Below are 22,424 nucleotides of genomic sequence, written 5' to 3' on the forward strand. Positions count from 1 at the left end.
CGCGCCGTCCGCCAGCAGCAGCGCCATCAGCGCCGGCGCCTCGGCCACGTCAAAACGGCCCAGCACTGCGCCGTGCTGCTCGATTTCGGCAATGCGGCTGGCCAGCATGCGGCCATCTGGACCGGACCACATCGCATCGCCGGCCAGTGCCGCCGCCGATTGCCGCAGCGCACCGGCAAGCACGGTAAGATCGGTCTCGCCCCGGCCTTCTGGCGCCAGAGCCGCCAGCGGCGCCAGTGCCGCATCGACTGTCTTCCACCACACCATGGTTTGCACCATAGTATCAGCCGCCGTCACGCGCTGCGCGGGATCTCGCGCGGCCTCCACCGCATCAGTCAGCGCCCGGTCAAGTGCCTCGGCCATGGCGTCCAGCCCCGGCGGCGGGCGCACGCCGCGCAGCGCCAGATCGGCGCGGTGCACCGCGCGCCGCCAGCCGCTGTCGGCCTGCCCCACCAGCGAATGCCCCAACACCGACAGCAAGGCCACCGGCGCGAAACCTTGGGCCATGGCATCAACCAGTGCCAGCAGCAGCGCGCCCGGCGGAGTCAGGCGCAGCGGCGTGCCTGCCGAATCATCGACGCGAATGCCCCAGCGGCGGCAATGGGCCGCCACCCGGCGCGCCAGCGTCCGGTCGGCGGTGACCAGCGACGCACGCCGGTCTGGCACCTCAAGCGCCTCGCGCAGCGCCAGCGCCACGACCTGCGCCTCCTCGGCGGCGGACGCGCATGTGATGGCCCTGACGCCTGCAAATGCCTCACCCGGATTGTCCAGTGGCGCCGCGCTGGCCGCTGCCGGCGCGAGCGCGGCCATGACATGACCATCACGCTCTGCCGGGCCATTGCTGGTGCCGCCTGCGTGCGCCCAGTTCTGCACATCGCTGCGATCCAGACCCAGCCCGGTCAGCAGCGCCTTGACGCCCCAGCCGGGGTGTTCGGCGCTGGCACGGCGCCTGTCATCGAGGTTGCCATGATCGCGGACAATCACCGCGTCCCAGCGCGCCTGGCCCGCCGCCGTCATGTCGGTGTCCAACCCCGGCAGCACCACCAGCCCCCTGGGCAGGGCCAGCACTGCCGCCAGCAGGCGCAGCACTGGCGGCGATGGATTGGCAAAACCCGCCGCCACGACCATGCGCGACGGCGGCGCGGTGCGCCAACCGGCAATCGCGGCATCGACCAGCGCCGCCAGCCGCGTGCGCCCGTCGCTACCGCCCAGACGTGCCCGCGCCGGCGGCCAGGCCGAAATCACCAGATCGAGGAACGCCAGTGTCCGCTGCCAATGTTCAGCCAGCGTATCATCGGCCACGGCAGTCTTGAGCGCGGCGGGGTCGATCTCGGCCTCCAGCAGCGCATCGAGCGTTTCGCCCAGCGCATCGCCCAGCCGCATCGCCTCGCCGGCCCCGCGCGGACGGGGTTGCCCGCTCGCCAAACTTGCTTGCCCCGTTGGCAGCCGCTGCACCAGCCGCGCAAGTTCGAACCGGCGCAGCAGCGGCGGCACGGCTGGCAGCAGCGCAGCCGCATCGCTGGCCAGCCGGTCAAGGCCGGGGTCATCCAGATCGCCGATCGGCACCATGCGCGGCAGCAGTAGGCCCGCATCGCCCATCTGGCGCCCGACCGCCTCCGTCAGCGCGGTGACGGCGCGGCGATTCGGCAGCAACACCAAGGTGCGCGCGAGGACTAAAGGGTCGCCGCCGGAGAGGGCCATAGGATCGCCCCCTGCCCGCGCCATCAACCCGGCGGCCAGCGCATCGACAAAGGCGCTGTGCGCCGGAATGTTGAACAGCGGCGGGCGGATCACGCCACGGCCAGCAATGTCTCGGTCTCGCCGATGCTGGCCGGTGTGCCGACATGGAACCACAAGCCCTGATGCACGGCGCCGAACATGCGCCCCTGCGCAAGCGCCTTGTTCCACACCCGCCACATCGTGAAGGGCGCCACCGGCTCTCCTTCGAACAGCCGGCGCGAAATGATCTGGATGCCCGAATAGACAAACGGCGCCACCCGCACTTCGCCGCGCGGTTTGATGAGGCCGGCGGCATCCATGTGAAAATCGCCGCGCCCTTCATAGCCATGGGCGCGCGCCATCGGCACCAGCAACAGCAGCACATCCATCTGCGCCGCGTCCCAGCGCTGGGCAAGCAGGCGCAGCGTGTCCGATGAACCGTCGATCCACATGTTATCGGCGTTAATGGTATAAAAGGCGTCGCCAGCAATCAACGGCAGTGCCTTGGCAATGCCGCCGCCGGTTTCCAGCAGCAGGCCCCGTTCGTCCGAAACCGCGATATCGAGGCCATCGCGGCGGCCGGCAACCGCCGCCTCGATCTGGTCGGCGAAATAATGGGCGTTGACCACGGCGCGGCCGATGCCTGCCGCCGCCACGCCGTCCAGAGCGCGATCGAGCAGCGTTTTCCCGGCGACTTCGATCAACGGCTTGGGGCGGGTTGCCGTGAGCGGACGCATGCGCTTGCCAAGCCCGGCGGCCAGCACCATGGCGGTGAGCGGCACCGTGCAATCGATATGGGGCCGCAGGCTGAGCGGAGGCGCAGCGCTCATGTCGGCACGCTGACGCCGTGGCGCGCCGAGTTGGGCACATGTGCGTCGAACCAGGCCCTGACCGGCGCCAGCGCCGGCGCGGCAAGGCCCCGACGCACCAGTTCCCACAGGCGCGGGTGAAAACGCGGGTAAGCCGGCTTGCCATCGCGCACATACAGCCGGGTGAAGACACCCAAAATCTTGATGTTCCGCTGCGCGCCCAGAATGTCATAGGCGGTGCGAAAGGCATGGGCATCAATGCCGGGCCGCGCCGCCAGATAGCGCGCGATCATCGCGGCCTCCAGGTCCGGGCTGACGATGCGGCGAATATCCTGCAACAACGACGCAAGATCATAGGCCGGATGGCCGGCCAGCGCGTCCTGATAATCGAGCAGGCCAAGACCGCGCAGGCCGGGGCGCCCGAGGATCATGAGGTTGTCGGCGTGATAGTCGCGCAGCGTCAGCACCGCCGGCTCAGCTCGCACCGCAGCCCATAGCGGCGCCCAGGCGTCGTCATAGCCCGGCGCTTCGGCCAGCCCGACTGCGGGCAGATACCAGTCGGGGAACAGCCGGGCCTCGCGCAGCAGTTCGGGCTCGGAATATGGCGGCACATCTCCCGCCGGATGATCATGCAGCGCCGCCAGGATATCGACAGCAGCCTCATAGACGGCAGCTTCGCGGCCCGGATCACGCGCCAAAACCGGGTTCACCCGTTCGTCGCCAAAATCCTCAAGCAGGACAAGGCCGATATCAAGCTCTGCTGCCAGCGGCAGCGGCGCCGAAAACCCCAGGTCATGCAAGTGCTTGCCGATCGCCAGGAAGGGCCGCGAATCCTCCTTGTCGGGGGGCGCATCCATCAGCACGGCCGTGGCGCCGTCGGCGGCATGAATACGAAAATAGCGGCGAAACGAGGCATCGCCAGCCAGCGGCGCGATGCGTGCCCCGCCCCAGCCATGGCGGGACAGAAAGGCAGGTGCCGTATCCGGCGGAATCATGATTGGAGGAGCGGCGGCCACCGACCTTCCCAAGCCGCCGGCGCGTCCCAAGTCAAGTGCCGAGGCGCATCTCCGCTGCCCGAAATCGACAGACGCAGGGCATCGGCAGGCAAGCGCCCCGCCAGACGCTCAGGCCATTCGATGACCAGCGCCGCATCGGTTTCGAAAAGCCCCAGCGCATCGGCCTCGTCCGGTGACGTCAGCCGGTACAGATCGACATGCCAGACGGCCACGCGAACATCGGGCGTTTCATAGGCCTGCACCAGCGTGAAAGTCGGCGAGGGCACCTCGCCCATCCAGCCTAGCGCGCGGATCAGGGCACGGGCAAAGGTCGATTTGCCGGCGCCGAGGTTGCCCGACAACGCGACGGTATCGCCGGGGCGCAAGACTTCCGCCAGCGCCGCTGCCAGCGCCGCCATTGCCCCTTCGTTGTCCAGCTGCAATGCCATCACGGTCCTACAAATCGACGGTCAGATAGCCTTGAACCAACCGGCCGGGAATGGGACCATAGGCACCGGCGCCGCGCATTTCAAAGCCCTGCACGTCGAACAGGTTGGTGACCTGCACGCGCAGCAAGGTGTTTTTGCCAGCCAGCTTGAAACGATAGCGGCCACCAATATCGATGGTAGTGCGTCCCGGCACCTCGACAGCGTTGCTGACGGTGGCGGTTTCGGCGCTGCGATAGGCGATACGGCCATCGAACGAGACACCCGGCGCAAAGGCCGGCCGCCAGTCCGCGCTCAATTCCACGCGCTGGCCGATTGCGGAGACCGGGCGCGGGCCGATGCGGCCGGCCGCGACCGCCTCGCCGGTGACCTTGGGCCAGAGCAGCACGGCGCCGGCGACGATGCTCAGGCTGTTGGTGACCGGGCCGGCAACCGACGCCTCGAAACCGCGATTGACGACATCGCCGAGCACATCGAAGCGATTGTTGGCATCCAGGTTGAAATAAGGCTTGGTGATGTCGAACACCCCGGCGACGATCTTGATGTCGTCCGTAACGGCGTAGCGCAATCCGGCGTCGAACTGGCGTGTGCTTATGGCTGGCAACGCCTCGTTGCGATTGGCGGCGTTGCCCGGCGCAATGCCGCTTTCTTCAAGGCCGTTGACCGCACCGGCATAGACCACAAGCTGTGTCCCGAGGTTGGCGGCGACAGTGACATTATAAAGCAGCGGCCGCGCATCTGTGGCCTGGATGCCGCCGGCTGGCAGGTCGATGCGTTTTTGATAGTTGGAATATTGCAGGCCGGCCGAGATTTCGCCAACACCGGTCCAGCGGCCTTCATAGGCGATGCCGCCGGTCCATTGCTTGACCTTGTCACGCTGCTGCGGCCCGAAATTGAAGGCCGGCTTGGGCACAACCGAGGGCGTGTCGATCTGCACCGGCCCCAGATCAAGGATCTCGGAACCCCCAAACCGGCGATCGCCGGCGCGGCCACGCATCGCGACATGAACCAGGTGGCGGCGCGGGCCATCATCGAATTGCCGCGTCAGCCGGACTTCGCCGCTGATCGATGAAAAGGCCAGCTGCGGATCGACAATGACGCGCTGGCGGCCTGTGCGATCGGGCAACAGTTCACGCACCAGATTGGTCATCTGGCCGTCACGGGTGCGCGATGACCGGAACAGCCCTGCGCGCAATTGCCATTGCGGCGCAATCTGCCAGTCACCCAGCAGCCCGATATTGGCGTCGGTGCCGGTGCCGTTGACCCAGCGCGGGCCGAACAGCTGGCGGCGCGGCAATGCCGGCGGCAAGAATTCGCCGGCGGTCAGGAACGTCAGCCGGTGATCGTCGAACGTGGTACGCACGACGTTCGCGAACGGCACCAGCGTGAGGCCCGGCGCCGGGTTCCAGCTTGCGATCACCGTGCCGCCGAACTGTTTTTCGCCGGTGGCATCAAAGCCGTTTTCAAATCTTGCCGACGCGCCCAGCCCGAGGCTGAGTGTGCCGTTCACTGGCAGCACGGCATCGATTTCGGCGTTATAAGTGCCCCAGGCATCGGCAGCGAACAGCATGCTGGCAGCGGCTTTGTCGCCCGGGCGGCGAAACCCGAAATCGACAAGGCCCGTCGGCGCCGGAAACGGGCTGCCCAGCGCGCTCAGGCCAACGCGCACGGTGGTGGTGCGGCTGATGCGGCTGTTTGGCGGCACCACAGGGTCGAAATACAGGCCGTCGATGCGGACATTGCCAGCCGCGATCGGCGAGAAACCGCGCACATTGCCCTGATTGTAGATTCCGATGACTTCGCGGCCGACGGTACTGCCAAAAGCATCACCCGATTGGCGGACGGCGTTTTCTTCGGCCCTGCTGCCTGTGGCAGCAACAGGTGCGCTGCCTGTGGCAGCAACAGGTGCGGGATCAGCAGGCGGTGCAGATTGTGCCGCCAATGGCGACGCCGATACCATCAGCGCCCAGAATAATGCCCCCTGTCTCATGCGAGACGCGATTGCGCGGGCCAGCCGCCGCCGTCCAGTGGCAATTGTCGTAGCCAAGGCGATTTTTCAAAGATCGATGGTCAGATAGGTGCGCGCAGCACGGCCCCAGACCGGGCGAAAGGCGCCAGCACCGAACAGCTCATAGCCTTGAAAACCGAAAAGATTTTCGACCTGCACCCGCACGGTTGCCGACTTTCCGGCCAGCCTAAAGGCATAGCGGCCGCCGATATCGACAAACGTCTGCGCCGGAATTTCGGTCAGGTTGCTGACCGTCGCGGTCTGGGCGCTCTGGTGATTGACGTTGAGGTCGAGCGACAGGCCAGGCGCTTGCGGCGGCCGCCAATCGGCACTGAAGGCAAAGCGCCGTGACACGGCTCCGACCGGACGCGGCCCGACGCCAGCAATGCCGCCGGCATCGACGCTCGGCCACAGCAGCACAGTGCCGGCAACGATGGTCAGCCGTTTGGTGACCGGCCCCGATACCGATGCTTCGAATCCGCGATTGCGCACATCGCCAAGCGCGCGAAAGCGCCCCGACGCATCGAGGTTGAAATAGGGTTTGCTGACCTGGAACAGCCCTGCAACCAGCCGCATGTCGCCAATCGGCTGCCAGCGCAGGCCGGCATCGAACTGCCGGGTGCGGATCGCTGGCAGTGCCTCGTTGCGGTTGCCGGCGTTTTCCGGCGCGACGCCCGATTCTTCCAGCCCGGTGACAAAGCCGCCATAGACTGCCAGCCGCGATGACACGTTGAGCGCGATATTGGCGTTGACCAGCAGCGGGCGCTCGTTGGTCTCCAGTGGCGGGCGATCCGGCAAACCGATGCGCTTGCGATAGTCGGTGCGTTGCAGCCCGAGCGAGAGTTCGCCAACGCCGTCCCACCGGCCTTCATAGCCCAAACCCACCGTCCATTGGCGGACGCGGTCCTGTTCCTGGGCCGTGAAGGTGAACGCCGGCTGCGGCGCCGTGCTGCGCTGCGTCAGCGTCGCGGGGCCGAGGTCGATGGTGTCGGCGCCGCCGAACCGGCGGTCGGCGCGGCGGCCCCGCACTGACACATGAAACCGGTGGGTGCGCGGGCCATCGGCCCACAGCCGCGACAGCCGCGCCTCGCCGCTGGTCGAGGCAAACAGCAACGGCGGATCGGCAAGGACGGAATGCTGCGCCGTGCCATCTGGCCGGACGCCAGTCAGCAGGTTGGTGAAATCGGCGAAATATTTGATGGACGAGCGAAACAGCCCGGCCTTGAGGGACCAGCCATCGCCGATGGTCCAGTCCGCAACCACCCCGGCATTGAGCTCGGTCTCGCGGGTGCGCTGCCAGGCCGGGCCGTTCCAGAAATTGCGCGGCAGCGGCGGCGGCAACACATCGCCGTCCGGCACATAGATGGTCGCGGCCTCGTGGAACGGCGTATAGGCCAGGCTGATGAACGGCACGATTTCGACGCCCGGTGCGGGGCGCCAGCGCGCGATCAGGGCACCTTCGTAGTAATAATCGCGTGTGCCGTCGCCCATGTGATCGAGGTTGGCAGCGCCGCCGATACCCAGGCTGAAGGCATCCGAAACGGGCAGCGCGACATCGGCTTCAAGGGTGCGCGTGCCGAATGTGTCGGCGCCGATGAGGACGCTGGCCGCCGCCTTGTCGCCGGGTACGCGCAGGCCCAGATCGACGATGCCGGTGGGCGAGGGAAACGGGCTGCCGAACACTGTCGGCCCGACCCGAATGGTGGATGAACCGCTGATGCGGTCGGACGGAAAGAATACAGGGTCGAAATACAGCCCGGCGATGCGGACATTGCCCGCCGCCTTGGGCGAAAAGCCGCGCACGTCGCTGCTGGAATACAGCCCGATTTCTTCCTGGCCGATCGTAGTGCCGAACGCATCGCCGGCCTGGCGCACGGCATTTTCCGATGTGCGGTTGCCGGCCGACGTCAGCGCGGTGGCTGCCGCCGGCAGTTCCGGAACATCGGGAGATGCCGGGGACGACTGCGCCAAGGCTGGGCCGGCGGCCAGAAGCCCCGCCATCGCTATTCCGAACACGCCGTCGCCCCCGTTGATGGCTTAGTAGCGATAATGATCCGGCTTGAACGGGCCAGTCTGCGCCACGCCGATGTACCCGGCCTGCTTGTCGGTCAGCGTCGTCAACTTCACGCCCAGCTTTTCAAGATGCAGCATGGCAACCTTTTCATCGAGATGCTTGGGCAGCACATAGACCTGGTTCTGATACTGCTCGCTCTTGGTCCACAGTTCGATCTGCGCCAGCACCTGGTTGGTGAAACTGGCGGACATGACGAACGACGGGTGGCCGGTGGCGCAGCCCAGGTTCACCAGGCGGCCCTTGGCCAGCACGATGATCTGGTTGCCGTCCGGAAATTCGACGATGTCGGTGCCCGGCTTCACTTCGGTCCATTTGTAGTTGGACAGGGCGGCAATCTGGATTTCGCTGTCGAAATGGCCGATGTTGCAGACGATGGCGTTGGGGCGCATCGCCATCATGTGTTCGGCGGTGATGACATCGGCGTTGCCGGTGGCAGTGCAGAAGATGTCGGCACGCTTGACGGCGTCTTCCATCGTCACGACTTCAAAGCCTTCCATGGCGGCCTGGAGCGCGCAGATGGGGTCGATTTCGGTGACCATGACACGGGCGCCGCCATTGCGCAGCGACTGGGCGCTGCCCTTGCCGACATCGCCGAAACCGGCGACGCAGGCGACCTTGCCGGCCAGCATGACATCGGTGGCGCGGCGGATGGCATCGACCAGCGATTCCTTGCAGCCATAAAGATTGTCGAACTTGGACTTGGTGACGCTGTCGTTGACGTTGATCGCGGGGAACGGCAGTTCGCCCTTCTTGGCGATTTCATACAGGCGGTGAACGCCCGTGGTGGTTTCCTCGGACACGCCCTTCAGGTTCTTGACGGTCTCGGTCAGATAGCCGGGACGCGCCTTGATATAGGCCTTGAGCGCACGCTGGAATTCTACTTCTTCCTCGTTTTCCGGCTCGCCCATGGCGTGCCCGGCTTCGAGCTTGGCGCCCCACAGTGCGAACATGGTGGCATCGCCGCCATCGTCGAGGATGATGTTGGCAGTGTCATGGCCCCAATCGAAGATGTTGCCGACATAATCCCAGTAATCGGCCAGGCTCTCGCCCTTGATGGCGAACACCGGCACGCCCGATGCAGCGATAGCGGCGGCAGCATGATCCTGCGTCGAAAAGATGTTGCAAGTCGCCCAGCGCACTTCGGCACCGAGCGCGGTCAGCGTTTCGATGAGCACGGCAGTCTGGATGGTCATGTGCAACGAACCGGTGATGCGCGCACCCTTCAGCGGCTTGGACACGCCGAATTCGCTGCGCAGCGCCATCAGGCCCGGCATTTCGGTTTCGGCGATGTTGATTTCGCGGCGGCCAAAATCAGCAAGACTGATATCGGCGATGGCATAATCGGTAAGGGCGGGAGCTGTGGCCACGGCGGGGCTATCCTTGACTGGAATGGAATTGCCCGGGCCATAGGGATTCGCCGCGCCAGGAGCAAGCATAAAGATATCTTTATATGATTTGCCGAGCGGCTTGTGCGGGCCGCCGTGTATTTTCATGGCTGGATAATCTGCGTCTCGCCCGCCATGGTGCGCGCAATCCCTTGCGTGTCAGGAGTCTCATGATTGTCCGTTTGTCTGCCCTTGGTGCCCTGCTGATGTCGGCCGCCGTTCTTGCTGCCCCGCTATCGTACCCCGCGACCATTGCCGGATCCGACCTGGAGGCCGGCCCCGGTGCGACAGCGCCCGATCCGTATCGCTGGCTGGAAAACGACGTGCGCACCGACAGCAAGGTCGCCGACTGGGTCGCCGCCCAGAACAGCGTGACAAACGCCTATCTCGGCACACTGCCCGGCCGCGAGGCGATCCGTGCCCGGCTGGCGCAGCTGTTCGATTACGAACGCTTCGGCGTCCCGCGCCTGCGCGGCAAGGTGCAGTTCTTCACGCGCAATTCGGGTCTTCAGAACCAGTCCGTCCTGTATGTCCAGCCAGAAGGCGGCTCTGCCCGCGTGCTGATCGATCCCAACCCATGGGCCAAGGACGGCGCCACGGCGCTGGCCGAATGGAACCCTTCGGCCGACGGCAAGCATCTGCTGTATGCCGTGCAGGACGGCGGCACCGACTGGCGCACGCTCAAGGTGCGCGATGTCGCGACCGGCGCCGATCTGCCGGACACCATCGAATGGGTGAAATCCTCGGCGCTGGCCTGGAAAAAGGATGGTTCGGGTTTTTATTATTCGCGTTTTCCTGAAACCAACGGGCCGAAATATCTTGCAGTCAGCCTCAACCAGAAACTGTATTTCCACGCCCTAGGTACGCCGCAAAGCGCCGACACGCTGATTTATGAGACGCCGGCACACCCCAAGCGCGGTCATTCCGCCCAGGTCACCGATGATGGCCGCTGGCTGCTGATCGTCACCGCCGAAGGCACTGATGACCGGTATGAAATCCATGTCGCCGACATCGCCAAGGGTGAGGCGCCAAGGGCGCTTGTGACCGGCCTCGACCATAGCTGGAACCTTGCGGGCAGCCGCGGCACCACGCTGTATTTCGTCACCAACAAGGATGCGCCGCGATCGCGCCTGATCGCCAAGGACGCCATCTCCGGCGCCGAGACCGAACTGGTTGCGCAAGGCAAGGACGCCATCACTGGCGCTTCGCTGGTAGGCGGCCGGCTGGTGGTCGAGACACTGGCCGATGCGCGCTCGCTGGTCCGCCTGCACGCGCTTGACGGCAAACTGGTCGGCGAAGTGCCCTTGCCCGGCATCGGTACGGCCGGCGGGTTCGAATCCGGCGAAAACGGCGTCACCTATTTCGGCTTTTCCAGCTTTGCGACACCCGGCTCGATCTGGCGCTATGACAGCAAGACAAACACCGCTGTGCCCGAACGCCAGGCCAAGGTGGCGTTCAACCCCGCCGATTATGTCGTGACCCAGATGTTCTACACCTCCAAGGACGGCACCAAGGTGCCGATGTTCATCAGCCACCGCCGCGATCTCGACCCCAAAAAAACCCATCCGGCGCTGCTGTATGGCTATGGCGGCTTCAATATCTCGCTTACGCCGGGCTTTTCCGCCTCGCGTCTGGCGTGGATGGAAATGGGCGGCATCTACGTGACTGCCAACCTGCGCGGCGGCGGCGAATATGGCGCTGATTGGCATGATGCCGGGCGGTTGCTCAAAAAGCAGAATGTGTTCGACGATTTCATCGCAGCCGGCGAGGCTCTGGTGAAAAACGGCCTGACGACGCCGGCACAGCTTGCCATCCAGGGCGGTTCCAACGGCGGGCTGCTGGTCGGCGCCGTCACCAACCAGCGGCCGGACCTGTTCGCCGCCGCCTTGCCGGCGGTGGGCGTCATGGACATGCTGCGTTATGCCAACTGGACCGCCGGGCGATACTGGATCGACGATTATGGTGATGTGAAGCAGCCGGACATGTTCCGCTACAACCTTGGCTACAGCCCGTATCACAACGTGCGTTCCGGCAAGGATTATCCGGCCATTCTGGTGACAACGGCCGATACCGATGACCGGGTCGTGCCGGGCCACAGCTTCAAATATGCCGCTGCGATCCAGGCCGCCAGCATTGGCGACAAGCCGCATATCATCCGCATCGAAACGCGGGCCGGGCACGGCAGCGGCAAGCCCACCGACAAGGTGATCGCCGAAACCGCCGACCTCTGGGCCTTTGCCGGTTACTGGACCGGCCTGACCAAGGACATGAAATGAGCACGATCATCCTCACCGTGCTGGGTAGCGACCGTCCCGGCCTTACCGGCGCGCTGGCGCAGGCGGTGCTGGCCGCTGGCGGTAACTGGCTGGAAAGCCATCTCACGCGCCTGGGCGGTACCTATGTGGGCAGCGTGCTGGTCGGCATTGCCGACACCGATCTGCCGGTGCTGCGCGAGGCGGTGTCGGGCATCGATGCGGCGCTGAAGGTCGAATTGGTGTCCGCCGGCCATGCTGCCGCCTCCGGCACGCCGCTGACGCTCAATCTGGTCGGGCAGGACCGGGCCGGCATTGTCCATGAAGTCAGCGCCGCACTGGCCGCGCTCCATGTCAATATCGAGGAACTGGACAGCGACATCGAAGCCACTGCCTGGTCGGGCGCGCCGCTGTTCAAGGCGCGGCTCAGCCTGTTGTTGCCCGAAGGCGTCACCCCGGCAGCGGTGCAGGACGCGCTTGAGGGCGTGTCGGGCGAGATCATGGTCGATCTGACACTGCCGATCCGCCGATAGCGGCCAAGGGTCAGCCCATACGGGCAGCCCTTGCAGGAAACCGCGCAGCCGGCGGCAGCACGAAACTGCGTTTTTCCAGCCTTGGCTCGGCGATGCGCGGCCTTACACTGGGCATCTGCACCAACCCGGTTTCTGCTCGCCAGATACTGGCAAGCAATGCGCGCGTGGCGGACCATAGCGGTACCTGCCCCACCAGCGTGTTGCCGCTGTTGGTGAACAGTCGCTCGATCAGCCGGTCGCGCGGCCCGCAATCCTCGGCGGAAAAGGCGATGCCGATGCGGCCGTGGCCGGCCCGGGCCACCCGCCCGTCAAGGCTGCCGATACCGGGTAGGCGCACCCTAACCGGATCACCGGCGGCAAGGCCTTCGCCGGCAAGGGCGATACCGGACAACGACAGGTCGATGCCGCGCGCGATGGTCGCGGCGCGGTTGCCCCGGTGCCAGACCGCCACGGTGTCGGCATAGGCAAAGCGTTCCTCAGCACGCAGCGCCGGCCGGCCAAAGCACATCATCGCCGCCAGCATCAGCACAAGGCAATTGATGCCCCCCCAGAACGCCACCATCGGCACCAATGCGCCTTGGGCAACGATTCTTGTGTCCGGAAAGGCATTGATGACCAGGCCCAGCAGCGTCGCCAGCATCAGGCCGGCACAGGCGAGGAATATGCCGCGCTCGGTGCCGCCGCCGGCTGCGTCGGCACCCTTGGGCGTGACCTTGAAGGCGTGGCCGTACGGCTGCCACAAGGTCTTGATGATCACCGGCAGCAGCTTGAACGACTGGAACAGCCCCAGCACCTGAGCGGCAATCGGGAAATACCGCCCGCCGCCCAGCAGCACGATGCCGCCGACCTGCGCCGCAACCATCGGCAAAAGGTGAAAAATCGCGCTCTGTGCCGTCACGCCTACCAGCGGCGGCAGGTCGAAGAACAGGAATACCAGCGGCGCGATGACCGACACCAGCAGCATAAGGCATTGCGACAGCCAGGCCGTCGGCAGGAAAAACAGCCGATGGCGCAGCGCCACCCCCGGCCCGAGCGGCCCTTCCTTGAGAAACAATATCTGCACGGCACCCTGCGCCCAGCGTGCGCGCTGCACGAAGAATGCCGCAAGGCTCTCCGGCGCCAACCCGAACGCCAGCGGCTCGTTCAGATAGCGAGTGACAAAGCCCTGTTTGAGCAGCGCCAGCGTCAGCAGCATGTCCTCGGTAATCGAACCCGACGGCAGGCCGCCGCCGATGGCTTCAAAGGCCTCGCGCCGCGTGATGGAGTTGGAACCACAGCAGAATGCCGAGTCCCAGCCATCGCGGCCCGGCATGATCGCTTCGAAGAAAAATCGCTGATCGTCTGGCATCGCGTCACGCAGTGCGAGGTTCTGCTGCATGGGATCATGGTTGTAGAAGCTGTGCGGCACCTGCACGATGCCGATTCCGGGATCGTCGAAAAACCCCATGGTGCGCATCAAAAAGCCGCGCTGCGGTACGAAATCGGCGTCGAACACGGCCACGAACGGCGCCGATGTGACGCCAAGCGCATGGTTGATATTGCCGGCCTTGGCATGGAAATTGTCGGGCCGGGTGATGTATCCGGCGCCCTTGGACCGGCAGTAATCGCGCAGCCATTCCCGCCGGCCATCATCGGCCACCCAGACATTGAGATTTGGCCAATCCAGCGCGAGCGCGCCGATGATGGTCTTTTCCAGCACCTCGATCGGCTCATTATAGGTGGCGATCAGCAGGTCGACGGTCGGCAACCGCGCTGGCAGCATGCCGTGCAGGCGCCTTTCATGGATATCGGCCTCGGGGCTGCGGTTGGTCCGCCTGAGCAAGGCCGCAAACAAGATCGCGGCATCGAACAGGCCGAACAGTTCGACCCCAAGGCAAATGAACGCAAAGGCCAGGCCCAGCCAGCCGCCATCCCATGGAATGGTCACCGTCAGCCGCCAGTGCAGATAGGCGCCGACCATCAGCGCCACGCCCAGAACGATGCCGGCACGGGTGCCTGGACGCTCAAGCCCGAAAAGCGGCGCCGCCAGCAACGCGGCAAGGACCAGCAGCAGCGGCGCGGCGACCAGCAGCAGCGGCGCGGTATCGAGTGCGGGAATCACCAGCGGTCGAAACGCACTTCGGCAAGCCGGCCGACATCGCAGCGCCGCGCCAGCGTGACCGGCGGCGGCAGCGCGACCGTGACCGTCAGCGCCCGGGCATCATGATCGGGGTTGGCGGCGACCATCGCGCCATCGGGCCGGCCGGCAGCGCCCATCACGGAGGCGACATGGCCATTTTGCCATTGATCGGACCCGATCAGCCGAACCTTTGCCCGTGCGCCGGGCAGGATCGCCTCCATCCGCCGCTCAGGCAGCGACACTTCGACATAGCGGCGCTGGCAATCGGCAAGCTCGATCAGGCTGCCCCCTGCAGCAACGCTGGTGCCGCGCGCTGCCGGTTGCGACCAGACAATTGTGCTGGCCGGCAGCAGCGCGGCAAATGCGGCGGCCCGGCGGGTGCGCAGGTCCTCGGCCGCAATCTGCCCATCCAACTGCGCCAGCCGGGTGCGGGCATTGGCTGCGATGCTCTCGAGCTCCTGCCGGCGCAGCACGAGCCGGTCGCGCTGCTGGTCGCCGTAGCTGGCATCCATCGCGGCGCCGGCCAGATACAGGCCGTGCGCGGCGGCGCGGCCTTCGATGTCCAGTGCCTGCGCCCGCCCGGCCAGTGCAGCACAGCGCGCCGCCGCACTAGCCGCCACGGCGCGGGCGCGGTCTCGCTGGGTGAAAGTCGCAAAGCGCTGCGCCGCCAGAGTCTCGGTCCGGTCCCGTTGCAGCACAGCCTCGGCGGATTCCGCATGGCAGGCAGTCACGTCATCACGCGCGGCAGCAAGGCTGGCGCCGAGCCGGTCCTGTGCCGCAGCGCCGAACGCACGCGACCGCCCGGACAAACGGGCGCCGGCAAGCCGAAGCTCGCCGATCTGGCGCTCGGTCAGTGCCAGACTGGCAGCAAGCGCCGCCGCTTCACCGCGAAGCGCCAGCAGCGCGCTGGTATCGACGCCGTGGGCGGTGACCATAAGACGTGTTTCGGCGCGGCGCAGGGCGGTGCCGGCCGCCGGAAGATCGCTGGCGACCATGCCGGCGATTGGCGAGGCAATGCGGATCAACGGCGCACTGACATAGGCTTCGCCGCCGACCTCGGAGGTGACATAGGGCGAAAACGCCCAAAGCGCTGTTGCCGCCATGGCCACAGCCGCCGCCATGCGCAGCCGCCGCGAACGAATGATGGTCTCGAACCTTTGTGTCATCGCCTGCCCCACCACCCCATGGCGAGGTTAACGGGCGGCGACGCCCCGGCTTTATCGGCCGATGGTGGCGGCTATTTCGCCCGCCAGCCGGGCGTCGCCCGCCGCAATGACCCTGCCGTCGCTTGCCATGGTCAGCGACCGGCCGGCCCAGTCGGTGACACAGCCGCCCGCGCCCTCGATGACCGGCACCAGCGCGGCCCAGTCATGCAGCTTGAGGCTGGCTTCGACCACGGCATCAAGGTGGCCGGACGCCACCAGGCCATAATTGTGGCAATCGCCGCCATACAGCGTATCAAGCGCAGCGGTGCGCACGCGTTCGAATGCAGTGAAATCTTCGGCTTCAAAGGCTTGCGGGCTGGTGGTGCCGATGCGAGCCGCAGCCAACGCGCCGCCGCGCCGCGTGGTCACCGGCCTGTCATTGTGCGTCGTGGGTCTGCCCGCCGCGCCCAGCCAGCGGTCGCCGATGATGCATTGATCGATGATGCCCAGGACCGGCACGCCGTCCTCCAGCAGCGCAATCAGCGTGCCGAACAAGGGCCGCCCGGAAATGAAGGCGCGGGTGCCATCGATCGGATCGATGACCCAGATCCGCGCGGCGCCGACATTTGTGCCTTCATGCTCCTCGCCGATGATGCCGTCATCGGGGCGATGCACGGCCAGCAGGCGGCGGATTTCGGTTTCGGCGGCCTGGTCGGCAAGCGTGACCGGCGACCGGTCGTCCTTGGTTTCGATGGCAAGGCTGGAGCGGAACCAAGGGCGGATGACCGCGCCGGCGGCGTCGGCCAGATGCTGGATGAGCGCGATGTCGGCGTCGCGGTTCACAGGCCCAACTCCCGCAGTATCGCTGCCCGGTCACCGTCCAGCGCCGGCGCGGCGGGCCGCACCGCCGGATCGTCATGCCCCGACAATTTGACCGGATTGCCCGCCGCCAGCAATGGCGTGCCGTCGGGAAAGGCGGTTTCGATGACCATATTGCGCGCCCGCACCTGGGGATGGTTCAGCGCCTGCTCGATATTCTGGATCTGCCCGACCGGCACGCCGGCCTTGTCCAGAACCGCCAGCCAATGGGCAACGGGGTGATGGACCAGCACGGCCTCGATGGCGGCGGCCACCGCCTGCCAATGCGCGGTGCGCGAGGGATTGCTGGCAAAACGCGGGTCCGGCGGCAGGTCCAGCGCCTTTGCCAGTGCCGCCCATAACGCATCATTGCCCGCCGCAATCACGACATGGCCATCGGCACAGGCAAAGGCCGCAAAGGGCGTGATGCTGCCGTGGCGGGCGCCCAGCGGCCCGGGCGATTCGCCGGTCACGGCATAGCGGGCGATGGCGTTTTCCAGGATGGCGATCTGGCCGTCGAGCATGGAGACATCGACCAACTGGCCCCTGCCCTGCTGTGGCCCAGGCCGCGCCCGGTCATGCACGGCAGCCAGGATACCCGTGACCGTGAACAGCCCGGCGGTAATATCGCCCACCGACGTGCCTACCCGTGTCGGCGGCCCGCCCGGCCAGCCGGTAACCGACATGATGCCGCCCATCGCCTGCACGACCATGTCATAGGCGGCTTTCTTCGCATCCGGACCGGTCTGGCCAAAGCCCGACACCGCCGCGACAATGAGCCGGGGGTAACGCGCCGACAGCGTCTCCCAGCCGTAACCGAGTTTGCGCAGGACGCCGGGACGGTAGTTTTCGACCAGCACATCGGCGCGCGCCAGCAACGCCTCGAACACACTGCGATCTTCGGGCAGTTTCAGGTCAAGCGCGATGGATTGCTTGCCGCGATTGATGCTGGCGAAATAGGCGGACTGGTCCCCGAGAAAAGGCCCGATGGCACGCGAATCATCGCCCACGCCTGGCCGCTCCACCTTGATGACGCGCGCCCCCAGATCGGACAGCAGCATCGTCGCGTACGGCCCTGCCAGCACACGGGACAAATCAATGATGAGAAGGTCGTCGAGAGGGCCGGGCATCTGCTCTTGCTACTGGCAATTTTGGCCCTCGTCATGCCCCCAATGTTCGGGCAACCATGACCGCGACAACGCAAGCGACAACCATTGGGGCACCAAACCATGAAAACCGTGATTCTTGCATCATTGCTGCTCGGCACGTCCGCGCTGGCGCAAACGACGCCGCAGGCCCGCGAAGCCGCCTTTGACAAGAGCATCAGCGCGCCCGAGCAGATGGGCTGGCTGAAATCCTTGTCCTCGGCGCCCAACCATGTCGGCGCAGCGCACAACAAGGCCAATGCGCTGTGGATGCTGGACCAGTACAAAAGCTGGGGCTGGGACGCGCGCATCGAGGAATTCGAGGTGCTGTATCCCACGCCGCTCTCGACCACGCTGGAATTGCTGGGGCCGGTGACGGTCAAGCTCGGCGGACAGGAGCCGGCGATTCCGCAAGATGCCACCAGCGCCAATCTGAAGGACGCGTTGCCGCCCTATGTGGCATTCCAGGGTGACGGCGATGTCACCGGCGATGTCGTTTATGTGAACTATGGCCTGCCCGCCGATTACGAGGCGCTGGCGCGGCGCGGCATCAGCGTGAAGGGCAAGATTGCACTGGCGCGATATGGCGGCGGCTGGCGCGGTCTCAAGCCGAAACTGGCACAGGAACAGGGCGCCATCGGCAGCCTGATCTATTCCGATCCGGCCAATGACGGCTATGCGACCGCCGATGTCTATCCAGATGGCGGCGCACGGCCCGATACAGGCGTGCAGCGCGGCTCGGTCGCCGACATGACGACCTATCCCGGCGATCCCGGCACACCCGGCTATGGCTCGGTCAAGGGCGCCAAGCGTATCGACCGCAAGGATTCGGTGACGGTGATGAAAATCCCGACTTTGCCGATATCATACCGCGATGCGACGCAGATCCTGCGTGCGATGGGCGGACCCATTGCGCCGGAAAACTTCCGGGGCGCCCTGCCGTTCAGCTATCACACCGGCGGTGACGGCAAGATCAAGCTGCGCCTCGCCGTCCAGTCGGAATGGTCGCTCAAGCCCGTCTACAACGTCATCGCAGTCATGAAGGGTAAGGACCGGCCCGATGAATGGGTCGTGCGCGGCAACCATCATGATGGCTGGGTGTTCGGCGCCGCCGATCCGCTGTCGGGCAATGTCGCCATGCTGTCCGAGGCCAAGGCGCTGGGCCAGCTTGCCAAATCCGGCTGGCGGCCGTCGCGCACCATCGTCTATGCCAGCTGGGATGCCGAAGAGCCGATGCTGCTGGGCAGCACCGAATGGGCCGAAACCCATGAAGCGGAGCTGAAGGCCAAGGCCATCATCTACATCAACACCGACGGCAATGGCCGGGGCTTCCTGAGCGCCGAGGGCAGCCATCAATATCAGCATCTGGTGAACCAGGTGGCAGCCGATGTCACCGATCCGCAAACCGGCGCCAGCGTTGCAGACCGGCTGCGGGCCAAACGGCGCGCCGATGCCTTCGATGGCGCACGGGTGGATGCCGATGACCTCAAGGCAGCCGAAAGCGGCGGCGACATGCCGATCGGCGCGCTGGGATCAGGGTCGGACTATTCGGCCTTCCTCCAGCATGTCGGCGTCCCTTCGCTGAACATCGGTTTTGGCGGCGAGGGCGAATCCGATGGCTCCTACCATTCCATCTACGACAGCTATGACCATTTCGTCCGCTTCGATGATCCGGGGCTGGCCTATGGCGCGGCGCTGTCCAAGGTGGTCGGGCGGGTCGTGATGCGCGTCGCCGATGCGCCAACTCCGCCGGTGCGCTTTGGCGATCTGGCCGCGACCGTGCGGACGTATCTGTCCGAGGTGCGTGAGCTGATCGACACTCGCCGCAAGCAGGATGACAAGCGCGCCGGGCTGTTGTCCGGCAATGCCTTTGCACTGGCCAGCGACCCGCGCGCACCCGTGGCTGCGCCGCCGGCCAAGGCCTCGACACCGGTCATCGAGCTGGCGGCGCTGGAAAACGCCGTGGCCCGGCTCGAAACCGCCGCCAAGGCGTTCGACGCCGCACTGGCCGCCAAGGGCGCGGGCCTTGATACCGGTCGCCGCGCCCGGCTGAATGCCGCCTTGCTCGGCATCGACCAGGCGCTGCTCATCCCCGAAGGCCTGCCGGGGCGCGGCTGGTACAAGCATGCCTTGTATGCGCCGGGGCGGTTCACCGGCTATGGCGCCAAGACCCTGCCCGGCGTGCGCGAAGCCGTCGAGGAGCGGCGGTTCGCAGATGCCAATGCCTATGCCGGCCATACCGCCGCCGCCATCACGCGCCTGGCCGAACGGCTGGACGTAGCAACGGCAATTGTCGGATGAGGCTTGCGCTTCTGGTTGCCGCCGTGCTGGCCCCGATCCTGCTGACCGGGCAGGCATCGGCGCAAAAGCTGCGCCCGGCCGATGTCGACAAGCTGCCATCGCGCCTGCCGACGCTGACGGCAAGCTATGGCAGTGATGCCAACCAGGTGGGTGATTTGCGGCTGCCCGATGGGCTGCGCTTTGGCAAAGGGCCATATCCGGTCGTGATCGTCGTGCATGGCGGCTGCTGGTGGAAGGGCTATGCCACCCGCCAGAACACCGCCGCGCTGGCCAGCCGATTGACCGAACTGGGCTTTGCGACGTGGAACATCGATTACCGGCAGGTCGGCGATGTTGGCGGCGGCTGGCCCGGCACGTTTCAGGACTGGTCTGCGGCGACCGATCATCTGCGGGTGCTGGCGCGAAGCCAGCCGCTCGATCTTGGCCGGGTGGGGGTGACCGGGCACAGTGCCGGCGCCCATGCCGCGATGTGGATTGCGGCGAGGCGGCGGCTGCCGGCGGGCAGCGAAGTCAGCAGCAGCGATCCTCTGCCTATCCATGCAGTGGTGGCAATCGATGGTCCGCCAGACCCGACCAGCGATCTGGCGGCCTTCGAGAAAGGCTGCGGCGTACCGGCGGTCACATCGCTGTTCGGCGGCACACCCGCCGAGCAGCCGGCACGCTATGCGTTGGGCACGCCCCAGGCGCTTTTGCCGACGGGTGTGCGGACCGGGCTGGTATCGGCTTCGATTTTCCTGTCGCCGGCTTCCGGACAGGGCTATGTCGCTGCGGCAACCAGGGCTGGCGATTCCGCGGCCTTGCTGACGCTGCAAGGCACCGGCCATTTCGAGGTCATTGCGCCCGGATCGCCGGTCTGGCCGCAGGTGGAAGCCTTTTTGGCCGAGACACTGAAAGTCCCCAGATGAAATTGTTCGCCTCGCTGACCTCGCCCTATGCCCGCAAGCTTCGGATTCTGGCGCATGAACTAAAGATCGGCCTGCCGCTGGAGGAAACCTCGCCGCTCGATGATGCGGCGGCTTTGCTGGCAGCCAATCCGCTGGGCAAGGTGCCGGCGCTGGTGCTGGACGATGGCCAGGTCATCGTCGATTCGCCGGTCATCGCAGCGTTTCTGCTGGCCAATGTGCCCGAACAGAAACTGATTGCAGCAACAGGCGCGGCACATTGGCAGGCGCTGACCACCGAGGCGCTGGCCGACGGCATATTGGACGCGGCCATCGTGCTGCGTTTCAACGCGGTGCAGGGCGTGACGACCGGGCTGTGGCTGGAACGGCAGTACCGTGCTATCGACCGCGCGCTTGCGGTTCTGGCGATGCGGATCGGCCACAGCGGCTTTGGCGACATCTGCATCGTGGTGGCCTGCGAATATCTCGACCTGCGGTTCGCGCACATCGACTGGCGCGGCGCACAGCCGGCGCTCGCCGAGCTTCAGGCGCGGCTGGGCGACACGCCGGCCTTTGCGGCGACCCGCCCGCCAGCCTGAGGAACTACCGCTTCAGTTCCCGCGCCAGCGCCTTGCGGGTCTTTTCGCCATAAGGCGGCTTGAACCCGGCCAGACCGGCCAGGTCGATCTTGGGCTGGCTGTAGATCGCCTTCTTGTGGCTGAATTCCTTGAAGCCGTCATGGCCATGATAGCTGCCCATGCCGGCGGGGCCGATACCGCCGAACGGCAGGTCTTCGGCGGAGACATGGAAGATCACGTCGTTGACGGTGACACCGCCCGAGATGGTGCGGTCGAGCACGCGGCGCTGTTCGCCGGCATCCTCGCCGAACCAGTACAGCCCCAGCGGCCGGTCGCGGCGGTTGATTTCATCGATGGCGCCGTCGATGGCCTTGTAGGTGCGCACCGGCAGCAGCGGCCCGAAGATTTCCTCCTGCATGACCGTCATGTCATCAGTCGCGCCCCGGATGATGTGCAGCGGCATCTTGTTGGTGTTCTGTTTTGAAAAATCTTCATTGCCGGGGTTCACCACTTCGACATTGGCGCCCTTGGCGCGAGCGTCTGCGACATGGGCCTCCAGCCGTTCGCGGTGACGGGCGCCGAGCACGGAAGTGTAATCCGGGTTGGCGAGCATGGTCGGATACATGCGCGCGGTGGCGGCCTTCAGCCCGTCGACGATCTCGGCCTCTTTCTCCTCGGGCACCATGATGTAGTCCGGCGCCAGACAGATCTGGCCGGCGTTCATCAACTTGCCCATGGTGACGCGCTCGGTGGCGCGGGCCACATCGGCGCTGCGGCTGATGATGGTCGGTGACTTGCCGCCAAGTTCCAGCGTCAGCGGCACCAGGTTCTTCGCCGCTGCCGCCATGACATGACGGGCCACGCTGGTGGCGCCGGTGAAGATGATGTGATCGAACGGCAGTTCGCTGAACGCCCGGCCCACTTCGGCAGCCCCGGTGATGACCGCGACTTCAGTGACATCGAACGCGGCTTCAAGCAGTTCCTTCATCAGCGCCGAGGTGACGGGCGTGAATTCGGACGGCTTGATCATCGCCCGATTGCCGGCCGCCAGCACGCCGGCCAGCGGCGCAAATGTCAGGTTCACCGGGAAATTCCACGGGCTGATGATGCCGATGACGCCCTTGGGCTGAAATTCCACCCGCGCCCGCGCCCCCAGCAGCTTCATCGGGAAATCCA

The 22,424-nt window shown here is 66.0% G+C and carries 16 protein-coding genes and 1 pseudogene; 5 read left to right on the forward strand and 12 right to left on the reverse strand.

All coding sequences use genetic code 11. The features are described 5' to 3' along the window. The 7 genes and pseudogenes from RMQ73_RS01230 to ahcY all read right to left on the reverse strand — a co-directional run. Positions 1-1,794: pseudogene (locus tag RMQ73_RS01230) on the reverse strand (double-strand break repair protein AddB); the annotation flags it as partial. Then, positions 1,791-2,549, reverse strand: a complete 759-nt coding sequence (locus RMQ73_RS01235; protein ID WP_310496146.1) for a nucleotidyltransferase family protein — start codon at positions 2,547-2,549, stop codon at positions 1,791-1,793. The pseudogene RMQ73_RS01230 and the gene RMQ73_RS01235, both read right to left, overlap by 4 nt. Next, positions 2,546-3,523, reverse strand: a complete 978-nt coding sequence (locus tag RMQ73_RS01240) for a phosphotransferase (protein ID WP_310496147.1) — start codon at positions 3,521-3,523, stop codon at positions 2,546-2,548. The genes RMQ73_RS01235 and RMQ73_RS01240 overlap by 4 nt, the downstream gene beginning before the upstream one ends. After that, positions 3,520-3,972 (reverse strand): tRNA (adenosine(37)-N6)-threonylcarbamoyltransferase complex ATPase subunit type 1 TsaE, encoded by a 453-nt coding sequence (gene tsaE, locus RMQ73_RS01245; RefSeq protein WP_310496148.1) that lies wholly within the window; start codon positions 3,970-3,972, stop codon positions 3,520-3,522. The genes RMQ73_RS01240 and tsaE overlap by 4 nt, the downstream gene beginning before the upstream one ends. 7 nt (positions 3,973-3,979) lie before the next feature. Beyond that, positions 3,980-5,959, reverse strand: a complete 1,980-nt coding sequence (locus tag RMQ73_RS01250) for a TonB-dependent receptor domain-containing protein (RefSeq protein WP_310496149.1) — start codon at positions 5,957-5,959, stop codon at positions 3,980-3,982. A 66-nt stretch (positions 5,960-6,025) separates the two neighbouring features. Beyond that, positions 6,026-7,978: a TonB-dependent receptor gene (locus tag RMQ73_RS01255; protein WP_310496150.1), complete on the reverse strand. Its 1,953-nt coding sequence runs from the start codon at positions 7,976-7,978 to the stop codon at positions 6,026-6,028. A 36-nt stretch (positions 7,979-8,014) separates the two neighbouring features. Continuing rightward, positions 8,015-9,418 (reverse strand): adenosylhomocysteinase, encoded by a 1,404-nt coding sequence (gene ahcY / locus RMQ73_RS01260; protein WP_310496151.1) that lies wholly within the window; start codon positions 9,416-9,418, stop codon positions 8,015-8,017. A gap of 188 nt (positions 9,419-9,606) precedes the next feature. On the opposite strand from ahcY, the gene RMQ73_RS01265 reads away from it, so the two are divergent. Beyond that, positions 9,607-11,712, forward strand: coding sequence for a prolyl oligopeptidase family serine peptidase (locus RMQ73_RS01265; RefSeq protein ID WP_310496152.1), 2,106 nt, complete (start codon positions 9,607-9,609; stop codon positions 11,710-11,712). Continuing rightward, the gene (locus RMQ73_RS01270; RefSeq protein ID WP_310496153.1) at positions 11,709-12,221 is read left to right on the forward strand and encodes an ACT domain-containing protein; all 513 of its coding nucleotides are present in this window, start codon (positions 11,709-11,711) and stop codon (positions 12,219-12,221) included. The genes RMQ73_RS01265 and RMQ73_RS01270 overlap by 4 nt, the downstream gene beginning before the upstream one ends. A 10-nt stretch (positions 12,222-12,231) precedes the next feature. Here the strand turns inward: RMQ73_RS01270 and RMQ73_RS01275 are convergent, their stop codons facing one another. The 4 genes from RMQ73_RS01275 to RMQ73_RS01290 are packed head-to-tail and all read right to left on the reverse strand — an operon-like array spanning position 12,232 to position 17,473. Further along, a complete protein-coding gene (locus tag RMQ73_RS01275; RefSeq protein ID WP_310496154.1) occupies positions 12,232-14,322 on the reverse strand; it encodes a glycosyltransferase in 2,091 nt (696 codons plus the stop codon). Further along, on the reverse strand, positions 14,319-15,506 hold the full coding sequence (locus RMQ73_RS01280) for an HlyD family secretion protein (RefSeq protein ID WP_310496155.1): 1,188 nt from the start codon (positions 15,504-15,506) through the stop codon (positions 14,319-14,321). The genes RMQ73_RS01275 and RMQ73_RS01280 overlap by 4 nt, the downstream gene beginning before the upstream one ends. Positions 15,507-15,557: 51 nt before the next feature. After that, entirely contained in the window at positions 15,558-16,328 is a 771-nt protein-coding gene (locus RMQ73_RS01285; protein WP_310496156.1) for an inositol monophosphatase family protein, read from the reverse strand. Then, positions 16,325-17,473 carry a CoA transferase gene (locus RMQ73_RS01290; RefSeq protein ID WP_310496157.1) on the reverse strand — a complete coding sequence of 383 codons (1,149 nt, stop codon included), beginning with the start codon at positions 17,471-17,473 and terminating at the stop codon, positions 16,325-16,327. Before RMQ73_RS01290 ends, RMQ73_RS01285 begins: the two co-directional genes overlap by 4 nt. 99 nt (positions 17,474-17,572) lie before the next feature. On the opposite strand from RMQ73_RS01290, the gene RMQ73_RS01295 reads away from it, so the two are divergent. The 3 genes from RMQ73_RS01295 to RMQ73_RS01305 are packed head-to-tail and all read left to right on the forward strand — an operon-like array spanning position 17,573 to position 21,269. Then, complete coding sequence (locus RMQ73_RS01295; RefSeq protein WP_310496158.1) at positions 17,573-19,789, forward strand: transferrin receptor-like dimerization domain-containing protein; 2,217 nt, start codon at positions 17,573-17,575, stop codon at positions 19,787-19,789. After that, positions 19,786-20,694, forward strand: coding sequence for an alpha/beta hydrolase (locus RMQ73_RS01300; RefSeq protein WP_310496159.1), 909 nt, complete (start codon positions 19,786-19,788; stop codon positions 20,692-20,694). Before RMQ73_RS01295 ends, RMQ73_RS01300 begins: the two co-directional genes overlap by 4 nt. Further along, positions 20,691-21,269, forward strand: a complete 579-nt coding sequence (locus tag RMQ73_RS01305; protein WP_310496160.1) for a glutathione S-transferase N-terminal domain-containing protein — start codon at positions 20,691-20,693, stop codon at positions 21,267-21,269. Before RMQ73_RS01300 ends, RMQ73_RS01305 begins: the two co-directional genes overlap by 4 nt. Before the next feature lie 4 nt (positions 21,270-21,273). On the opposite strand, the gene RMQ73_RS01310 is transcribed toward RMQ73_RS01305, so the two are convergent. Continuing rightward, on the reverse strand, positions 21,274-22,424 hold a 1,151-nt coding region (locus tag RMQ73_RS01310; RefSeq protein ID WP_310496161.1), incomplete at its 5' end, for a coniferyl aldehyde dehydrogenase.

This window comes from Sandarakinorhabdus sp. (genome assembly GCF_031430775.1).
Lineage (GTDB): Bacteria > Pseudomonadota > Alphaproteobacteria > Sphingomonadales > Sphingomonadaceae > Sandarakinorhabdus.

Bases quoted from the DNA above. Each gene is read 5' to 3' on its own strand.
- RMQ73_RS01235 (WP_310496146.1), bottom strand. From the start codon at position 2,549: ATGAGCGCTGCGCCTCCGCTCAGCCTGCGGCCCCATATCGATTGCACG.
- RMQ73_RS01240 (WP_310496147.1), bottom strand. From the start codon at position 3,523: ATGATTCCGCCGGATACGGCACCTGCCTTTCTGTCCCGCCATGGCTGG.
- tsaE (WP_310496148.1), bottom strand. From the start codon at position 3,972: ATGGCATTGCAGCTGGACAACGAAGGGGCAATGGCGGCGCTGGCAGCG.
- RMQ73_RS01250 (WP_310496149.1), bottom strand. From the start codon at position 5,959: ATGAGACAGGGGGCATTATTCTGGGCGCTGATGGTATCGGCGTCGCCA.
- RMQ73_RS01255 (WP_310496150.1), bottom strand. From the start codon at position 7,978: ATGGCGGGGCTTCTGGCCGCCGGCCCAGCCTTGGCGCAGTCGTCCCCG.
- RMQ73_RS01265 (WP_310496152.1), top strand. From the start codon at position 9,607: ATGATTGTCCGTTTGTCTGCCCTTGGTGCCCTGCTGATGTCGGCCGCC.
- RMQ73_RS01270 (WP_310496153.1), top strand. From the start codon at position 11,709: ATGAGCACGATCATCCTCACCGTGCTGGGTAGCGACCGTCCCGGCCTT.
- RMQ73_RS01280 (WP_310496155.1), bottom strand. From the start codon at position 15,506: ATGACACAAAGGTTCGAGACCATCATTCGTTCGCGGCGGCTGCGCATG.
- RMQ73_RS01290 (WP_310496157.1), bottom strand. From the start codon at position 17,473: ATGCCCGGCCCTCTCGACGACCTTCTCATCATTGATTTGTCCCGTGTG.
- RMQ73_RS01295 (WP_310496158.1), top strand. From the start codon at position 17,573: ATGAAAACCGTGATTCTTGCATCATTGCTGCTCGGCACGTCCGCGCTG.
- RMQ73_RS01300 (WP_310496159.1), top strand. From the start codon at position 19,786: ATGAGGCTTGCGCTTCTGGTTGCCGCCGTGCTGGCCCCGATCCTGCTG.
- RMQ73_RS01305 (WP_310496160.1), top strand. From the start codon at position 20,691: ATGAAATTGTTCGCCTCGCTGACCTCGCCCTATGCCCGCAAGCTTCGG.